This is a genomic window from Mycobacterium sp. 663a-19 (assembly GCF_035616495.1).
GTDB lineage: Bacteria > Actinomycetota > Actinomycetes > Mycobacteriales > Mycobacteriaceae > Mycobacterium.
In genome coordinates this window covers 341300-358744 of record NZ_JAPJAV010000003.1, presented here as the reverse complement: position 1 = coordinate 358744, position 17445 = coordinate 341300, and the positions used below count along the sequence as shown (strand labels likewise).

At 69.0% G+C, this 17445-nt stretch carries 15 protein-coding genes; 3 read left to right on the top strand and 12 right to left on the bottom strand.

Going from position 1 to position 17445, the window contains the following annotated elements; translation table 11 throughout:
* Positions 1-14: 14 nt before the first annotated feature.
* Positions 15-2381, top strand: coding sequence for an APC family permease (locus tag OQ968_RS08300; RefSeq protein ID WP_324676525.1), 2367 nt, complete (start codon positions 15-17; stop codon positions 2379-2381).
* Here the strand turns inward: OQ968_RS08300 and cysC are convergent.
* The 3 genes from cysC to OQ968_RS08285 form a co-directional block, all read right to left on the bottom strand.
* The gene (gene cysC / locus OQ968_RS08295) at positions 2378-4258 is read right to left on the bottom strand and encodes an adenylyl-sulfate kinase (RefSeq protein ID WP_324676523.1); all 1881 of its coding nucleotides are present in this window, start codon (positions 4256-4258) and stop codon (positions 2378-2380) included. The genes OQ968_RS08300 and cysC overlap by 4 nt on opposite strands.
* Entirely contained in the window at positions 4258-5178 is a 921-nt protein-coding gene (cysD, locus tag OQ968_RS08290; RefSeq protein ID WP_324676520.1) for a sulfate adenylyltransferase subunit CysD, read from the bottom strand. Before cysD ends, cysC begins: the two co-directional genes overlap by 1 nt.
* Before the next feature lie 79 nt (positions 5179-5257).
* Positions 5258-6865 carry a PucR family transcriptional regulator gene (locus tag OQ968_RS08285; protein WP_324676518.1) on the bottom strand — a complete coding sequence of 536 codons (1608 nt, stop codon included), beginning with the start codon at positions 6863-6865 and terminating at the stop codon, positions 5258-5260.
* Between the two features lie 83 nt (positions 6866-6948).
* Between OQ968_RS08285 and pruA the strand changes: the two genes are divergently transcribed.
* Positions 6949-8580, top strand: a complete 1632-nt coding sequence (gene pruA / locus OQ968_RS08280; protein ID WP_324676516.1) for an L-glutamate gamma-semialdehyde dehydrogenase — start codon at positions 6949-6951, stop codon at positions 8578-8580.
* Positions 8580-9536 (top strand): proline dehydrogenase, encoded by a 957-nt coding sequence (locus OQ968_RS08275; RefSeq protein WP_324676513.1) that lies wholly within the window; start codon positions 8580-8582, stop codon positions 9534-9536. Before pruA ends, OQ968_RS08275 begins: the two co-directional genes overlap by 1 nt.
* Positions 9537-9667: 131 nt before the next feature.
* Here OQ968_RS08275 and OQ968_RS08270 read toward each other — a convergent pair whose 3' ends face one another.
* The 9 genes from OQ968_RS08270 to OQ968_RS08230 are packed head-to-tail and all read right to left on the bottom strand — an operon-like array spanning position 9668 to position 17439.
* Positions 9668-10273, bottom strand: coding sequence for a TetR/AcrR family transcriptional regulator (locus OQ968_RS08270; protein ID WP_324676511.1), 606 nt, complete (start codon positions 10271-10273; stop codon positions 9668-9670).
* Entirely contained in the window at positions 10270-11340 is a 1071-nt protein-coding gene (locus OQ968_RS08265; protein ID WP_324676510.1) for a zinc-binding dehydrogenase, read from the bottom strand. Before OQ968_RS08265 ends, OQ968_RS08270 begins: the two co-directional genes overlap by 4 nt.
* 11 nt (positions 11341-11351) lie before the next feature.
* The gene (locus OQ968_RS08260; protein WP_324676508.1) at positions 11352-12521 is read right to left on the bottom strand and encodes a lipid-transfer protein; all 1170 of its coding nucleotides are present in this window, start codon (positions 12519-12521) and stop codon (positions 11352-11354) included.
* On the bottom strand, positions 12518-12982 hold the full coding sequence (locus tag OQ968_RS08255; protein WP_324676506.1) for a MaoC family dehydratase: 465 nt from the start codon (positions 12980-12982) through the stop codon (positions 12518-12520). The genes OQ968_RS08260 and OQ968_RS08255 overlap by 4 nt, the downstream gene beginning before the upstream one ends.
* The gene (locus OQ968_RS08250) at positions 12979-14100 is read right to left on the bottom strand and encodes an acyl-CoA dehydrogenase family protein (protein ID WP_324676504.1); all 1122 of its coding nucleotides are present in this window, start codon (positions 14098-14100) and stop codon (positions 12979-12981) included. Before OQ968_RS08250 ends, OQ968_RS08255 begins: the two co-directional genes overlap by 4 nt.
* Before the next feature lie 8 nt (positions 14101-14108).
* Positions 14109-14519 (bottom strand): Zn-ribbon domain-containing OB-fold protein, encoded by a 411-nt coding sequence (locus OQ968_RS08245; protein WP_324676502.1) that lies wholly within the window; start codon positions 14517-14519, stop codon positions 14109-14111.
* The gene (locus OQ968_RS08240) at positions 14519-15061 is read right to left on the bottom strand and encodes an FAS1-like dehydratase domain-containing protein (protein ID WP_324676500.1); all 543 of its coding nucleotides are present in this window, start codon (positions 15059-15061) and stop codon (positions 14519-14521) included. Before OQ968_RS08240 ends, OQ968_RS08245 begins: the two co-directional genes overlap by 1 nt.
* Complete coding sequence (locus OQ968_RS08235; protein ID WP_324676498.1) at positions 15058-16260, bottom strand: acyl-CoA dehydrogenase family protein; 1203 nt, start codon at positions 16258-16260, stop codon at positions 15058-15060. Before OQ968_RS08235 ends, OQ968_RS08240 begins: the two co-directional genes overlap by 4 nt.
* A gap of 3 nt (positions 16261-16263) precedes the next feature.
* On the bottom strand, positions 16264-17439 hold the full coding sequence (locus tag OQ968_RS08230) for a cytochrome P450 (protein ID WP_324676496.1): 1176 nt from the start codon (positions 17437-17439) through the stop codon (positions 16264-16266).
* Between the last annotated feature and the right edge of the window lie 6 nt (positions 17440-17445).

Here is a 17445-nt window from a genome sequence, read left to right as displayed (position 1 = left end):
TAAGGAATGTGGTTGTGACAACTTCGACTGCCAAGCTGCGCATCCCACTGACTGTCGGCGACGTGGCAAAGCGGATCTTCTTGGGCAAGCCACTGATCACCGAGGAGCTGACGTCCGAAAAACTGTCTAACCCGGTTGCGCTCGGCGCACTTTCGCCCGATGCGATCTCGTCGACCGCGTACGGCCCGGAGCAGATCCTGATCGAGCTGCTGCCGCACGCCGGGCTGGCGGCGTTCGCCCTGCTGCTCCCCGTCACCGGTGTCATCCTGCTGATCCTGGTGCTGGTGGCCGCGTCGTATCGGCAGGTCGTGATGGCCTACACCCGGGCCGGCGGTTCCTACATCGTGGCGCGGGAGAACTTCGGGCCGCGGGTGGCGCAGGTCGCCGCCGCGGCGCTGCTGATCGACTACGTCGTGACCGTCGCCGTCCAGTCAGCGGCCGGGACGGTCGCGGTGGTGTCGGCGGTCCCCGTGCTGGGTCCCTACAGCCTGGAAATCACCGTCGGTGTCGTGCTTTTCATCTGCTACGCGAACCTGCGCGGCCTGAAGGAAGCGGGCATGCCGTTCGCGATCGCGACGTATTCGTTCATCATCATGATCGGCCTGACCATCGTGGTCGGCGTTGCGCGCGTGATCTTCGGCGATCTACCGGTATACGACCCGCATCAGATGCCCGGCACGGTGCCGGTGCACCAGGGCAACGGGTTGGTAATGGGCGCAACGGTTCTGGTGTTGCTGCGGTCGTTCGCCAACGGGGGCTCGTCGTTGACGGGGGTCGAGGCGATCTCCAACACCGTCGACGTCTTCCGAAAGCCGCAGGGCGTCAACGCACGCCGGGTGCTTACCGCGATGGCCGCCATCCTCGGGTTCCTGCTGGCCGGCGTCGCCTACCTCGCGTACGTCACCCACGCGACGCCGTACGTCAGCGAGTATCCGTCGGTCCTGTCCCAGGTCGGGCGCGCGGTCTTCGGCCAGGGACCCATCGGCAACATCTTCTTCGTCCTGGTTCAGGGGGCCACCGCCGCAATCCTTTTCACCGGCGCGAACACCAGCTTCAACGGGTTCCCGGCGTTGGCCAGCTTCGTCGCCGAGGACCGATTCCTGCCGCGGCAGCTGATGAAACGCGGTCACCGCCTGGTGTTCTCGAACGGGATCATCACCCTCACCGCGCTGTCGGTTGCGTTGCTGGTGGCTACCGGCGGTTCGGTCAGCGCGCTGGTGCCGTTCTATGCGATCGGCGTGTTCACCGGTTTCTCGATGGCCGGCTACGGCATGACCAGACACCATCTGACACAGCGCGAACCGGGATGGCGCCACCGATTGGCGATCAACCTGTCCGCGGCGATCCTGTCGACGATCGTGGTCGGCATCTTCGCGGTCGCCAAGTTCACCGAGGGCGCGTGGCTGGTGGTCGTCGTCTTCCCGGTGCTGGTCTTCATCCTGATACGGCTGAACCGCGAATATCGCGCGGAGGCAGCCATTCTCGAGATGTTCCGCACCGACCACCCAGAGCTGGTGAAGTACGCCCGGCACCGGGTGTTCGTGTTCGTGAACTCCGTCGACCTCGCGGTGATCGAGGCGCTGCGATACGGCAAGGGACTACGGTCCGACGAGCTCATCGCCGTGCATTTCATGGTGGACGCCGCGCATGCCGCGCAGTTGCGAAAGCGTTGGGATCACTACGAACTCGACACCCGGCTGCGGGTCGTGGACTGCCCGGACCGGCGGGTCAATCGGGCCGCGCAGCTGCTCGTCGCCAAGGCGCGCCAGGAGCATCCGGACACCAACGTGACGGTGCTGCTGCCGCGTCGCACATACGCCCCGCTGCTGGGGCGGCTGCTGCACGACCGCACCGCGGACAAGATCGCGCGGGCGGTCAGCATGATCCCCGACGCCGCCGCGACCATCGTGCCGTACGACGTGCAGTCGCGGATCAAGGAGGCGTTCCCGGAACGCTTCGAGCAACGCATCGGGCGCGAACTCGACAAGGTCGAGGCGTGGGTTTCCGAAAGCGAGGACCAGGAAGTCGCGGCATACGAGCATCCCGAACGGCCGCCGTCGGTGATCACCGTGGCCGGCCTGATCCCGGGGCAGCGCGCCACCTTCGAGGGACGGGTGAACCAGGTGGAGGACATCACCAAACGCCGGCGCACGCTGCGGTGGATCGTCGTCGGCGACAACAGCGGCGAGATCAGCGTGACGTTCCGTCCCGGGCACGGCGGCGGCGACATCCAGCCCGGACAGCTGTTGCGAATCACCGGCAAGCCCAAGCAGACCGGCAACCGGCCAATGTCGTTGGTCGATCCCATGTATCAGATCATCGAGGACCCGGCGAAGGCCGGCAGGCCCGGTGCCTCGGCCGAGTCCGGGGACGGCGGTTAGACCGGCGGGCGCGGGCTGCGTTGGTCGAGCAGGTCGATGACACGGGCGGCGAGGTCGTCGATGGCGGCGCTGGTGGTGTCGAGGATCAGGTCCGGGTTCTCGGGCGGCTCGTACGGGGCGTCCACGCCCGTCATGCCGGACAGCTGGCCGCTGCGGGCGCGCGCGTAAAGGCCCTTGGGGTCGCGCTTTTCGCACTCGGCCAGCGACGTGGCGACGTAGACCTCGATGAAGGGCAGCTTGGCCGCCTCGTTGAGGGCGCGGGCTATTTCGCGGTCCGACTTCAACGGTGACACCAGCGATGCCAGCGCGACGACGCCCGCGTCGGCCAGCAGCCGCGTCAAATGGCCCACCCGCCTGATGTTTTCGGTGCGGTCGCCCGGGGAGAAGCCCAGGTCGTCGGACAGGCCGTGGCGCAGGTTGTCGCCGTCGAGCAGGTAGGCCACCCGCCCCGACTCCACCAGCGCGCGCTCCACGGCCACCGCGATCGTCGACTTGCCCGATGCGGGCAGGCCGGTGAACCAGATCGTCGCGCCCGGCTGCCCGGTGGCCCGCCACCGGTGACCGCGGTCCAGCGAGGAGGGATGCCAACGGATATCGGTGCGCGGATGGCTGCCCGGCCTGACCTCGCGCGCCTCGACGATCGTGCCGGCGCCGACGGTGTCGTTGGTGGCCTCGTCGATCAGGATGAACGCGCCGCAGTCGCGATTGTCGGCGTAGCTGTCGGCGATGACGACGGAGCTGGTTCGCAGGGTCACGGTGCCGATGTCGTTGAGCGCCAGCTCGACCGGCCCGTCGAGCTCGTCGAGCGTCTCCGGGTCCAGCCTCGTGTGCAGTTCCTGCACGGTGGTCCGCACGGTCTTGGTGGTTTGCTTGAGCGCCAGCCGATCGCCCGCCCGCACCGGCGAGTCCGCGAACCAGCACACGGTCGCGTCGAGCTCGCGGGCCAGCACCGGCGGGACCGCGTCGTCGGCGCCGCTGACGAACACGTCACCGCGGCCCACGTCGATGTCGTCGGCCAGCTCGATCGAAACCGACAGCGGCGCAACCGCTGTCGTGCGCTCGTCATCGAGGGTGTCCAGCGCGGTGACCGTCGAACGGGTGCCGGCGGGCAGCGTCACCACCGGGTCGCCGACGGCGAGTGTTCCCGCCGCGAGGCGCCCGGTGTAGCGGCGGCGCGCCTGGGCGGTCGGACGCGACACCCACTGCACGGGGAGCCGCAGGCGCGAGGGCTCGGCCTGCGGCGCGGCCAGTTCGACGGCCTCCAGGTATTCCAGCAGCGTGGGACCGGTGTACCACGGCGTGCGCTCGGAGCGGTGCACGACGTTGTCCCCGTGCTTGGCGGCGATCGGGATGACGGTGATGTCCACCCCGCCGAGGCGCGCCGCGAGCTGTTGCAGCTCGTCCGCCACCGCGGTGAACCTGTCCCGGTCGAAGTCGACGAGGTCGATCTTGTTGACCGTGGCGACAAAGTGCTTGATGCCCAACAGCTTTGCGATGCGGGCGTGCCTGCGGGTCTGGCGCAGCACCCCGGCGCGCGCGTCGACGAGGAGGATGGCCACGTGCGCGTTGGAGGCGCCGGTGAACATGTTGCGGGTGTAGCGCTCGTGGCCCGGGGTGTCGGCCAGGATGTAGCTGCGGGTGTCGGTGGCGAAGAAGCGGTATGCGACGTCGATCGTGATGCCCTGTTCGCGTTCGGCGCGCAGGCCGTCGGACAGCGCCGCGAGGTCGGCGATGCCCTCGTCGTCGGTGACGGCTTCCAGGTGGTCCAGCGGCAGGCTGTCGGTGTCGTGCAGCAGCCGCCCGATCAGGGTGCTCTTGCCGTCGTCCACCGATCCCGCGGTGGCGATGCGCAGCAGCTGGCGCGTTACGGCGGACATCAGAAGTAGCCCTCCCGCTTGCGGTCTTCCATCGCGGCCGCCGAGGTGCGGTCGTCGGCGCGGGTCTCGCCGCGCTCGGAGACCGTCGCCGCCGAGATCTCGACGATGACCCGGCCGATGTCGGTGGCGTGCGAGCGCACCGCCCCCGTGATCGTCAGGTCGCCGACGGTGCGGTAGCGCACCCACTCCACGGCGGAGGTTTCCCCGGGCCGCGGCCCGGCGTACTGCGACACCGCCAGCAGGATCCCGTCGCGCTCGAACACCTCGCGTTCGTGGGCGAAGTAGATCGACGGCAGCTCGAGACCCTCCAGCTGGATGTAGCGCCAGACGTCGAGCTCGGTCCAGTTGCTCAGCGGGAACACCCGCACCTGCTCGCCCTTTTTGATCCGGCCGTTGTACAGCGACCAGGGCTCGGGTCGCTGAGCGCGGGGATCCCACTGGCCGAACTCGTCGCGGAAGCTCAGGATTCGTTCCTTGGCGCGGGCGCGTTCCTCGTCGCGGCGCGCGCCGCCGAAGGCCGCGTCGAAGCCGCCGGCGTCCAACGCGTCGAGCAGCGTGCGGGTCTGCGCCCGGTTGCGCGACGCCCCGGGTCCCGGGTCGGGCACGCGGCCGCTTTCGATGGATTCCTGCACGGAGGCGACGATCAGCTTGTGCCCGTGGCCGGTGACCCTGCGGTCCCGGAATTCGATCACCTCGTCGAAGTTGTGGCCGGTGTCGACGTGCATCACCGGAAACGGCAGCGGCAGCGGCCGAAAGGCCTTTTCCGCCAGGCGCAGTAGCACGATCGAGTCCTTCCCGGCGGAAAACAGCAGGACCGGCCGCTCCAGCTCGGCGACGACCTCGCGGATGATGTGCACCGCCTCGGCTTCCAGCAGGCGCAGTTCGTCGACGCGCCGCGCCCCGTTGGTGCCAACTGCCATCGAGAAAGAATAACCTCACGGAAAATCGACGGAACACCGCGAATTCCGTTCACGCTGAACATAATCATTGCCCAACGGGTCACGCCGAGCGTTCCAGCGCCCGCAGCCCCAGCGAGAACACCAGCCGCGCCTCGGCGTCGGCCAGCGAGGTCGACAACAGCTTCTCGATGCGCCGCACCCGATAGCGGACGGTGTTCGGATGCACTCGCAGCCGCTGCGCGGCGGCGCCGATGTCGCCGAAGCTGTCCAGGTAGACCAGCAGCGTCTCGGCCAGCACCGGATCCCGCTCACGCAGCTCGCGTACTCGCGGATCGACCAGCCGCTCGTCGGCTCCGACCAGGGTGACGATCTCGTCGAGCAAGACCGTCGTGCGCGCCTCGGCGAGCGAGGTCACCTGCCCGACCGAAATCGGGTGTCGCTCAGCGCTGTCGAGCACCCTGTCCACCTCGACGCGCGCCGCGGCGGCCTCCGCCAGGCTCGCAACCGGCGCGGCGATCGCGGCCCGCAGCTCGACGCCGAGCTCGGTGCGCAGCGCGCCGATCGTGCCGCGAACCCACGAGGTGACCGACCGCGGCTGGGTCTGCGGCAGCAGCGTATAGATCCGCGAGCCGTGCGATGCGACCTGAGCGTCGCGCCGAAAAGCGCTGGCGCTCAACGCCAAGACGTCGGCCAGGCGGGCGGGACGGGCGCCGGTGTCCGGGATGTCTGTGGTGTCGGTGGTGTCCCAGCCGATCAGCGCGGCGTTGCCGTGCGTCGCGAGGCCGAGTTCGGCGGCGACGGCGGCCACGTCGGCCGGTTCGTCATCGGTCAGGCCCAGGAGCTGCTGCACGCGCCGCGCGTGCGTGGACGGCCGGGCGGCCAGCCGCGACATGATCCGTGCGGCCAGCACCGCCGCGCCCCGCAGCATCTCCTCGGCGTCGTCGGCCAGGGGCGCCGAGCCCCGCTGCACCCAGATCGTGCCGGCGAACGCGGGCGGCCGCCGGGCGTCGGGTTGATGGATCCCGATGGCCAGCCGCGGGCGCAGGCCCAACTCCGGTCGCTCGGCGACGCGCACCACCTCGCCGCCGGCCCGCAGCGCATCGAAGATGCCCCATTGCCCGATCCACTTCAGATGCTCGGGTGGGCCGGCCCGGCCCAGGATGGACAGGCGGCGCAGCTCGTCGGCCTCGTCGTTGGAGGCCGAGTAGGCGAGCACGTGCGACTGGGCATCTTCGATGCTGACCATGCCGTGGATGCGGTCGGCCAGCGACTGCGCCAGGCCGAACAGGTCGGTGCCCGAGTCGTCCACCGGGTCGCCGCGGTCCCCGTGGTGTTCCAGGACGTGGTTGACCAACTGGTAGAGCCGTTCCCAGCGGGCCCGCGGCTCCACGGCCACCACCGCCGACCCGGCCGCGACCGCCGCGGCCACCAGGGCGTCCGACGGCCCCTTGACGAAGATCGCCACCGGCACCCGCTCGCGCGCCTGCTTGTCCATCCACCGCAGCGCCTCGTCGTCGGTGACGCCCAGCAGGAAGAAGACGTCGGCCGAGCCCGCGGCGGCCGCCAGGCCCAGCCGCACGTCGTCGGAATCGATGAGCGCCGCCGAGCCCACCGGAAGGTCCAGGCCCCGCGGCGCGTCCACCAGGCTGACCAGCGTCGCGTCCAGCGCCAGCAGCAGCCGACCCAGCCCGACACCAGAGAGTTGCATGTTGTTCGATACTACTACGCTGCCCGCTCTATCTTGTCCGATCAGCTAATAAGAACGCGTGGTGTGGCGAGGATCCTGGCAACATGGACGCGATCACCCAGGTGCCACTGCCGGCCAATGAGCCGGTCCACGACTACGCCCCCAAATCCCCCGAACGCACTCGGCTGCGGGCCGAACTGACCGCGCTGGCCGACCACCCGATCGACCTCCCGCACGTCATCGGCGGCAAACACCGCATGGGCGACGGCGAGCGCATCGACGTCGTCCAGCCGCATCGGCACGCCGCGCGGCTGGGCACCCTGACCAACGCGGTGCACGCCGACGCGACCGCGGCCATCGAGGCCGCGCTGGCGGCGAAACCCGATTGGGCGGCGATGCCGTTCGACGAGCGCGCCGCGGTGTTCCTGCGGGCGGCCGACCTGCTGGCGGGGCCGTGGCGGGAGAGGATCGCCGCCGCGACGATGCTCGGCCAGTCCAAGTCGGTTTACCAGGCCGAGATCGACGCGCCCTGCGAGCTGATCGACTTCTGGCGCTTCAACGTGGCGTTCGCCCGCCAGATCCTGGCCCAGCAGCCGGTCAGCGGGCCCGGGGAGTGGAACCGCAGCGACTACCGCCCGCTGGACGGATTCGTCTATGCGATAACGCCGTTCAACTTCACCTCGATCGCGGGCAACCTACCGACCGCGCCGGCGCTGATGGGCAACACCGTGGTGTGGAAGCCGTCGATCACCCAGACCCTGTCGGCGTATCTGCTCATGCAGCTGCTCGAGGCCGCAGGGTTGCCGCCCGGGGTGATCAACCTGCTCACCGGCGACGGCTTCGCGGTTTCCGATGTGGCACTGGCCGATCGGCGGCTGTCCGGTATCCACTTCACCGGATCGACGGCGACATTCCAGCGGCTGTGGTACCAGGTGGGCACCAATATCGGTCACTACCACAGCTATCCGCGGCTGGTCGGCGAGACCGGTGGCAAGGACTTCGTGGTCGCGCACGCCTCGGCGCGCCCGGACGTGTTGTGCACGGCGCTGATTCGCGGGGCGTTCGACTACCAGGGCCAGAAATGCTCGGCGGCGTCGCGGGCCTTCATCCCGCATTCGGTATGGCAGCGGATGGGTGACGACTTCCTGGGTGCGACGGCCGCGCTGCGCTACGGCGACGTCGCCGACCTGACCAACTACGGCGGCGCGCTGATCGACCGCCGCGCGTTCATCAAGAACGTCGACGCCATCGAGCGGGCCAAGGGCGCGCCCGGTGTCACCATCGCGGTCGGGGGCGAATACGACGACAGCGTGGGCTATTTCGTCCGCCCGACCGTGCTGCTGTCCGACGACCCGACCGACGAATCGTTTTCGACCGAGTACTTCGGCCCGCTGCTGTCGCTGCACGTCTACCCCGACGAGCAGTACGAGCGAATCCTCGGCGTCATCGACACCGGGTCCCGCTACGCGCTGACCGGCGCCATCATCGCCGACGACCGTGACGCCGTGTTGACCGCGCAGAACCGGCTGCGGTTCGCCGCCGGGAACTTCTACGTCAACGACAAGCCCACCGGCGCGGTGGTGGGGCGTCAGCCGTTCGGGGGATCGCGCGGCTCGGGCACCAACGACAAGGCAGGCTCGATGCTGAACATGTTGCGCTGGACGTCGGCCCGCACCATCAAGGAGACGTTCGTCCCCGCCACCGACCACAGCTACCCGCACATGGAAGCCGATTGATGGCCGGCGTGTTCGCCCATACCCTGCGGCCGGCGATGCTGGCGGCCAGCCGGGCCGACCGGCTGCGTCGCACCGTCGAACGGTCCCCGGTCACCCGCAAGGTGGTGCGCCGCTTCGTGCCCGGGGAAACGCTCGAGGGCGTGCTGGACATCGTTGCGGCGCTGCGGGATTCCGGTCGCTACGTCAGCATCGACTACCTGGGCGAAAACGTCACCGACGCCGACGACGCCGCGGCGACGGTGCGGGCGTACCTGGGGTTGCTCGACGCGCTGGGGCGGCGGGCCGATGTGTCGAGCGTCCGGCCGCTGGAGGTGTCGGTGAAGCTTTCTGCGCTCGGGCAGGCGCTGGATCGCGACGGGGACAAGATCGCGCTGGAGAACGCCCGCACCATCTGCGAGCGCGCCGAGCGGGTGGGCGTCTGGGTCACCGTCGACGCCGAAGACCACACCACCACCGACTCCACGCTGTCGATCTCGGGTGACCTGCGCGTCGACTTCGATTGGCTGGGCACGGTTGTGCAGGCCTATCTGCGTCGCACGCTCGGCGATTGCAAGGATCTGGCCGACGCCGGGGCGCGGGTCCGGTTGTGCAAGGGCGCCTACGACGAACCGGCGTCGGTGGCCTATCGCGGTGGCGCCGCGATCGCCGAGTCCTACCTGAGCTGCCTGCTGGTGCTGATGGCGGGATCGGGCTATCCGATGGTGGCCTCGCATGACCCGACGATCATCGGCGCGGTTCCCGCTCTGGCCCGCGAAACCGGCCGCGGTGCCGCCGATTTCGAATACCAGATGCTGTACGGCATCCGCGACGGTGAGCAGCGACGGCTGGCCGCCGCGGGCAACCAGGTCCGGGTGTACGTGCCGTTCGGCTCGCAGTGGTACGGATACTTCATGCGGCGCCTGGCCGAGCGGCCGGCGAATTTGGCGTTCTTCCTGCGGGCCCTGGCGCGACGTTGAGTGTGAATCCTCGGCATTGAGTGTGAACACCGGTAGGCGACACGCCGATCAGGCCCGCCAACGGTTCACACCGAAAGCCCAGGATTCACGCTCAACGCCCAGGATTCACACTCGACGCCGTCCCAACTCGGTCACTGAGCGCGCCGCGGCCGCGGGCGCTCGCTGGCGAATCCGCGCACGACGTGTGCCCGCACGAACTCGGCCGCCACCTCCGGGTCGTCCATGTCCAGCGTCGACGACGGCGTGCTGAACAGCGAGAACAGTATCCGCGCGAACCATTCGCCGGCGGCCTCGACGTCGAGGTCCTTGCGGACCTCGCCGGTGAGACGCGCGGCGGACAGGTAGGGCGCGAAGAAGTCGACGCACTCGCGCAGCAGCACGGCGGCGTCCTTGGTCAGCAGCAGGCTGATGGCCTCCTCGTCGAAGTACTTCTCGGAGGCGATGGCCCGGCGCGCCTGGGTCACGAATACCGCTGCGCAGCTGAGCTTTTCCTCCAGCGTGCCGCCCCGTTCCATCGCCTTGGACATCTCCCGATAGAAGCGCTCGGAGGCGTGTTCCGCGCACGCCTCGACGATGGCGGCCTTGTCGGAAAAGTACTCGTAGATCGTGCTGCGCGAGACGCCGGCCGTCCTGGCGATGTCCACGATCGTCGCCTTCTGCATTCCATGCTTGCGGAAACAGGCGTACGCGGACTCCACGATGAGCTCGCGGGTGTCGGTGGTCAACGCGTGAGTCACGGCACCAGAGCACCCCTGGGCACCAGCCCGGCGTCGGCCGAGGCGAAAGCATCGTTCACGTCTTCCAGCCGGAACGGCTTGGGCATCAGCCGGTCGAACGGAAAGTTGGTGTGCTGCAGGAAGGACAGGCCGATCGCCAGCGTGACCGGCTCGTAGAAAGCCACGCCGCGGATCGACTTGTTGCCGTAGACGAGAACGCTGGGATCCATCTCGAAGGTCCGGCCCATCCCGACGTTGCCGAGTTCGAGCAGGGTGCCGCCGTTGTTGAGCAGGCCGACACCGTCGGGAATCACGCCGGGCACGCCGACGACCTCGAGCACCCAGTCGGCCCCGATCCCGTCGGTGTGCTTGTGCACCTGCTCGGTGACCTCCCAGGTCGACAGGCCGCTGGCGTCGATGCACCTGGTGGCGCCGAAATCAGCTGCCACATCGAGTCGTTCGGCGATCTTGTCGATGACGATGACCTCGGCGGCCCCGGCGGTGCGCGCCACGGCCGCGGCGTTGATGCCCAGCCCACCCGCGCCCTGGATGACGACGGTGTCGCCCAGCCGCACGTCGCGCAGCGCGAACAATACCTGGGCCAGCGCACAATTGAGCGGGGCGACGGCCTCGTCGGGCAGATCGTCGGGCACCTTGTACAGCGGCTGCCGACGGGTCGTGTAGTAGTACTCGCCGTAGGCGGCGACGAAGTGTGGCGCCTGGTCGTGCGTGCGGTACTCGCCGCCCATCAGGTTCTGGCACGCGTACGACCTGCCACGCACGCACGCGTGGCACTGCCCGCAGAACCAGAAGTACGGCGTGACGACGCGGTCACCCACCGCCAGCGGCTGGCCGGCCGCGTCGGTGCTCAGGCCTTCGCCGAGTTCGGCTATCTCGCAGACCATCTCGTGACCCATGGCGAGCGGGCACGGCAGCGGCAGCTCGCCGCGGAAGATGTGCAGGTCGGATCCGCAGATCCCGGCCATGCGCAGCTTCAGCGCGGCGGTCCCCGGCGCCGGGGTGGTCAGCGGGAACTCGGCGAGCTCGATCGGCCCGCCGTGCGCGGTCAACAGTGCGAGCTTGGGCATGACGCTCCTCCTCAGTCGGCGGGTGCGAGAATCAGGCCGCTGGTGGGCACGCCAGTGCCCGACGTGACCAGGACGTGCTCGACGTTGTCGACTTGGTTGCAGGAGGTGCCGCGCACCTGCCGGACGCCCTCGGTGATGCCGTTCATGCCGTGGATGTACGCCTCGCCGAGCAGCCCGCCGTTGGTGTTGATCGGGAATTCACCGCCGAGCGTAAGCCGCTCGACGCTGGCGAAGTCCTTGGCCTCGCCGCGCCCGCAGAAGCCGAGCTCCTCGAGCTGGGTGAACACGAACGGCGTGAAATGGTCGTAGATGAAGGCGGTTTGGATGTCTTGGGGTTTGAGGCCCGAGTCGCGCCACAGCTGCCGGGCCACCACCCCCATCTCGGGCAGGCCGGTGATGTCGTCGCGGTAGTAGCTGGTCATCATCTCGCCGTTGGCGGCGGCGCCCTGCGCGGCCGCGGTGATGATCGCCGGCGGCTGGCGTAGGTCGCGGGCGCGTTCGGCGCTGGTGACCACGAGCGCGACGCCGCCGTCGCTTTCCTGGCAGCAATCCAGCAGCCGCAGCACGGGTTCGACGATCCAGCGCGAGTTCTGGTGGTCCTCCAGGGTGATCGGGCGCCGGTAGAACCACGCGTCGGGGTTCTTGGCCGCGTGCGCGCGGTCGACGACGGCGATGCGGCCGAAGTCCTCGTTGGTGACCCCGTAGGTCGACATGTACCGCTGGGCGTGCAGCGCGACCCACGCCGCGGGAGTGAGCAATCCGAACGGCGCGTAATGCGCCATGAACAACGGGGTTTCGGCGCTGGTGCGTCCGCTGCCGCCGAACCGGAAGCCGGACCGCTCGTTGAACGCGCGCCAGCACACCACCACGTCGGCGACGCCGGTGGCGACGGCCATCGCCGCATGCACCACGGTGCCGGCCGCGGCGCCGCCACCATGGTGGACGCGGGAGAAGAAGCTCAGGTCCCCGATCCCCACGTTGCGTGCGATGTCGATCTCGTCGCTGGCGTCCATGGTGAAGGTCACCATGCCGTCGACGTCGGCGGGCGTCAGGCCGGCGTCGTCGAGCGCGGCGCTGACCGCCTCGCAGGCCAATTGCAGCTCGCTGCGCCCGGATTCCTTGGAGAACTCGGTCTGGCCGATCCCGACGATGGCCGCCGCGTCGCCCAGCGAACTGCTCATGCGCCCACCCCGTCGAGCAGGCTCAGGACCGCGGTGCCGGAGACGTGATCGCCGAGGCTGTTGGACGCCTTGAACGTCACCTCGACGAAGTTCTCGCCGTCCGGCCCCTCGGTCTTGGCGGTCACCGTGCCGGTGAACCGCAGCGGATCGTCGGGGAAGCAGGGCACCCCGAGGCGGATCGACAGGTTCTTGACCATCGCCTCGGGCCCGGCCCAGTCGGTGAGGAAGCGCACGCAATACCCGTTGCTGGTCAGGATGTTCATGAACAGGTTGAGCGAGCCCTGCTTGTTCGCGTAGTCGCGGTCGTGGTGCACGGGCATGAAGTCGCGCGAGGCGATCGCGCCGGCGACGATCATCGTTGTGGTGATGGGGATCTCGAGCGGGGTCACCTCGTCGCCGACGTTGATGTCGGCCCACTTCAGGGTCTTCAAGTTCTCAGTGCGGGCTTTGGCGGTCGTCATCGGTTTCCTTCTGTCGGGTAGGTGCCGCCAATCGCGGCCAGCTGCGCGGTGGCGGGGCCGAGCGTGAGCTCGTTGTGCTTGGCCCACAGGAAGTAGCGGTGCAGGGGATAGGTGGTGTCGATCCCGATCCCGCCGTGCACGTGTTGGGTGGTGGCGGCGACGCGCGCGCCGGCCTCGGCGGCCCAGAACTTCGCGATCCGGGCCGCCCGTCGCGCCTCTTCCAGGGGCCGGCCCTGCGCGATCAGCCAGGCCGCATGCCAGGTTGTCCACCGGATCGCTTCCACGTCGATGAAGGCGTCGGCCATCCGCTGCTGCACGGCCTGAAAGCTGCCGATCGGGCGGCCGAATTGCTCACGCCCGCTGGTGTATTCGGCGGCCATCCGCAGCGTGCGGTCCGAGACGCCGAGCTGGATGGCGCACAGCCCGACCAGGGCGCGGGTGTGGAGCGATTCGATCGTGCCGCCGGCGAGCCGGTCCTGGCCGGAAACCATTGCGCCGTCGAGGAGTACGTCCGCGTGCGGCTCGTGGTTGGTGGTCGGCACCGGCCGAACCTCGACGCCAGGGGCGTCGGTCGGCAGCAGGAACAGGCCGACGCCGCCGTCGCCGGTGGCGGCGGGGATCACGACGTTGTCGGCGAGTTGGGCGGCGGGCACCAGCTCCTTGACCCCGTCCAGCCGCCAGTTCGGGCCGTCGCGACGCGCGGTGGTCGACGGCGCCGCCGGGTCGGAGCGCCCGGGTTCGGCCAGGCCGGCGCTCAGGATGCGGGTTCCCGCGACGACGCCGGGCAAGAACCGCTGCTGTTGCTCCGGACTTCCGTGCCGGGCGATCGTTTCGGCGCCGAGCACCAGGGTCGGGTAGGCCGGCACGGGAGCGACGGCCCACCCCACCTCGGCCAGCAGCACCCCGAGTTCCGCGAAGCCGCTGCCGTTACCGCCAACCGATTCCGGCAACCCGGTGCCCAGCAGGTCGACGTCCGCGAGCTCCTTCCACAGCGCGGCGTCGTAGCGGACCTCGCCGGCCTCGAGTTCCGTGAGCCGCTCGGGGGTGGCGCGTCGTTCGAACAGTTCGCGCGCCAGCTTGCTGATGGTCTCTTGCTCTTCGGTGAAGGTGAAGTCCACGGGAATTCCTAGGTGCGGGGCCGGAACTGGTGCAGCACAACGTCTTCGGAGCCAGACGCCTCGAAGGCCTGGTAAAAGACCTCGACCGGCATCCCGACGGTGACGTCCGCCGGGTCGATGCCGCACAGGTTCGAGACCAGCCGAACCCCCTCGTCGAGCTCCACCAGCGCGACGATGTAGGGATATTCGAAGAAGGGAAACCGGGGTTCGTGCGGCATCACGTAGCTGTAGACGGTGCCGCGGCCGGACGACTCGATGGCCGCCCAGTCCAGGGAGCGACAGTTGGGGCACATGGGCCGGGGCGGGTGGCGCAGCGTTCCGCAGCCGCCGCACCGCTGGATCAGCAGCTTGTGCTCGCGCAGCCCGTTCCAGAAGAACTCGGTGTCCGGGCTGATCGCCGGTGCCAGTCGGCTCGCCATCAGCGTTCCGGCCTGAATCGCAGCACCCGAAATCGCTGGCGCCCCAGCACTTCACCGTTTTGGTCGGTGTAGGTCGTCAACCAGGTGAGGAAGAAGCCGGTGCCCAGCGCGGTCTTCTTCTCGTCGGAGACCGACTCGTAGACCGCCGTCGCGCTGATTACGTCGCCGAGCCGGGGATAGCGCTCGATCTCGAACTCCGAGTTGGTCGCCACGGTGCTGGTATAGCCGGCCTCGTCGAGGAACGCCGTGGGATTGTTCGTGATCTCCATCGGAGCGCCGCCGCGCTCGCCGATGCCCTCCAGTTTCGGCGACGGCATCGTCCAGGTCTGCAGCATCACCGGCGGTGACACGATGCCGCCGAACCGCGACGCCGCGGCGAACTCCGGGTCGAGGTACACCGGGTTCATGTCGGCCAGCGCGTACGCCCAATGCCGGATCATCGGCTGGTTCACCGGATCCGGTGCCACCGAGGGCTTTCCGGTGCCGCCGGTGGGCTGGCCGACGAGCGCGCGCAGCTTGTCGCGGAGCTCTTGGTCGGTCACTTGGCTACTCCTCCTTTATCCGGGGCTCGGAGATCACGCGGGGCTCGCGGCATGCCCAAGCCTGCCATGGCGATGATGTCACGCTGGATTTCGTTGGCGCCGCCGCCGAACGTGTTGATCACCGCGAACCGGTACGCGGATTCCAGGGCCCCGCACAGCGGGGCGTCGGCGCCGCGGCGGGACCCGTTGTGGTCGAGCACCTCCAGCAGTTGGCGGGCGACCAGCTGGGTCAGCTCGGTGCCGAACACCTTCGCGGCCGAGGCTTCCCCCATGTTGAGCACGCCCTTGGCCATGGCCGCGTTGACCCTCAGGTTGACCAATTTGTATGCGGCGACCTGCGCCTCGACCCGGGCGAGCGCGAGCTGCACCCAGCCCTGGTCGATGACGCGGCCCCCGTCGAGTTCGGTCGTGCGGGCCCAGTCCAGCGTCTGCTCGAACAGCGGCTCGAGCGCGCCGAGGTTGCCCAGGGCCGCGCGCTCAAAGTTCAGCTGCGTGGTGATCAGCTGCCAGCCCCGGTTCTCCTCGCCGACCAGCGCGCTCGCCGGGACGCGCACGTCGTCGTAGAAGGTGTAGAAGGTCGAGATGCCCGGCATGGTGTGCAGCGGCCGCCAGGAGAATCCCGCCGACGACGTCGGAACGATGAAGATGGAGATGCCCTTGTGCTTCTTGGCGTTCGGATCGGTGCGCGCGGCGAGCCAGACGTAGTCGGCGTACGCGGCCCCGCTGGTGAACATCTTCTGGCCGTTGATCACCCACTCGTCACCCTCGCGCACCGCGATGGTGCGCAGCGATGCCAAATCGCTTCCCGCGCCCGGCTCGGAATAGCCGATCGCGAACTCGACGCTGCCGTCGAGGATCGCCGGCAAGAACTTCTGCTTCTGTTCCTCGGTGCCGCACTGCATGAGCGTCGGCCCGACCGTGTTGAGCGTCACCAGCGGGATGGGCGCGTTGACCCGGCGCGCCTCCTCGGAGAAGATGAACTGCTCGATCGCCGAGAACCCCCGTCCGCCATACTCTTTGGGCCAGCCCACGCCGAGCAGGCCCTCGGCGGCCAGGGCGCGGACGCAGTCGCGGACCTCGGGGCCGCCCTCGATGCGTCCGTCCATTGCGGCGATGCGTTCCGGTGTCATCACCCGTTCGAGGCTGGCGCGAATCTCGGTGCGCAGCCGCTCCTGTTCCGGCGTGTACTCCAGGTCCATCCGTCAGGTTCCCAGCCGTACCGGCATGCGCTTCACCCCGGGCACCATGGTGGCCCGCATCCGGTCCACCTCACCCACCAGCTCGATACGGGGGAAGCGGCGCAGCAGCTCGTCGAACATGACGGATGCCTCCAGGCGCGCCAATTGCGCACCGACACAGGAATGTTCGCCGCACCCGAACGCGATGTGCGGGTTCGGGTGCCGGGTCACCTTGAACTCCTCGGAGTCCGGGCCGAAAATCTCCTCGTCCCGGTTGGCGGATCCGTACAGCATCACCACCACGTCGCCCTCGGCGATCCGCTGACCGCGAATCTCGACGTCGGCCGTCGCGGTGCGCGCCATGTGGACCACGGGGCTGTTCCACCGCAGCATCTCCTCGACGGCGCCGGGGATCAGCGTGGAATCCTCGATCAGCAAACGGCATTGGGCGGGATGCGCGATCAGCGCCAGCGTGCCCAGCGCGATCAGGTTGCGGGTGGTTTCGTTGCCCGCGACCAGCAGCAGGAACGCGAAGTTCAGCAGGTCCTCGTCGGTGAGCCGCTGCCCGTCGATCTCGGCGCCGGCCAGCACCGACAGCAGGTCGTCGCGCGGCTGGGCGCGCCGGGCCGCGATCAGCTTCTGGAAATACTCGAAGAGCTGCCCCATGGCCACCAACGGGTCGAGTTCGATCTCCGGGTCGGCGGTTCCGGTGGCGGCGTCCGACCACGCCCGGAACTGCTCCCAGTCATCGGGCGGGGCGCCGATCAGCTCGGCGATCATCCGGGTGGGCAGCGGGGCGGCGATCTCCTCGGCGAATTCGTGAACCGAATTGGGTTGCACGCCATCGAGGATCCCGCGCACGATCTCGCGGATCTTCGGCTCCAGCACGGCCACCCGCCGCCGGGTGAACCCCGAGTTGATCAGCTTGCGCATCTGCCGGTGCCGCGGCGGGTCGGTGAAGATGAGGCTGCCCGGCTGGACCGGGCTGGGCACGTGCGGATCGGGAATGGTGACGCCCTTGGTCGAGGAGAACAGCGCCGGGTTGCTCGACACGAAGCGGATGTCCTCGTACTTCAGCAGCGCCCAGAAGTTTGTGACGTCGTTCCAGCACACCGGCGAGGTCGCGCGCAGCTCCCGGTAGGCGGGGTAGGGATCGCCCGCGTAGAAGTCGGGGGAGTGCAGGGGAAAGGTGGTCTGCACGGCGAG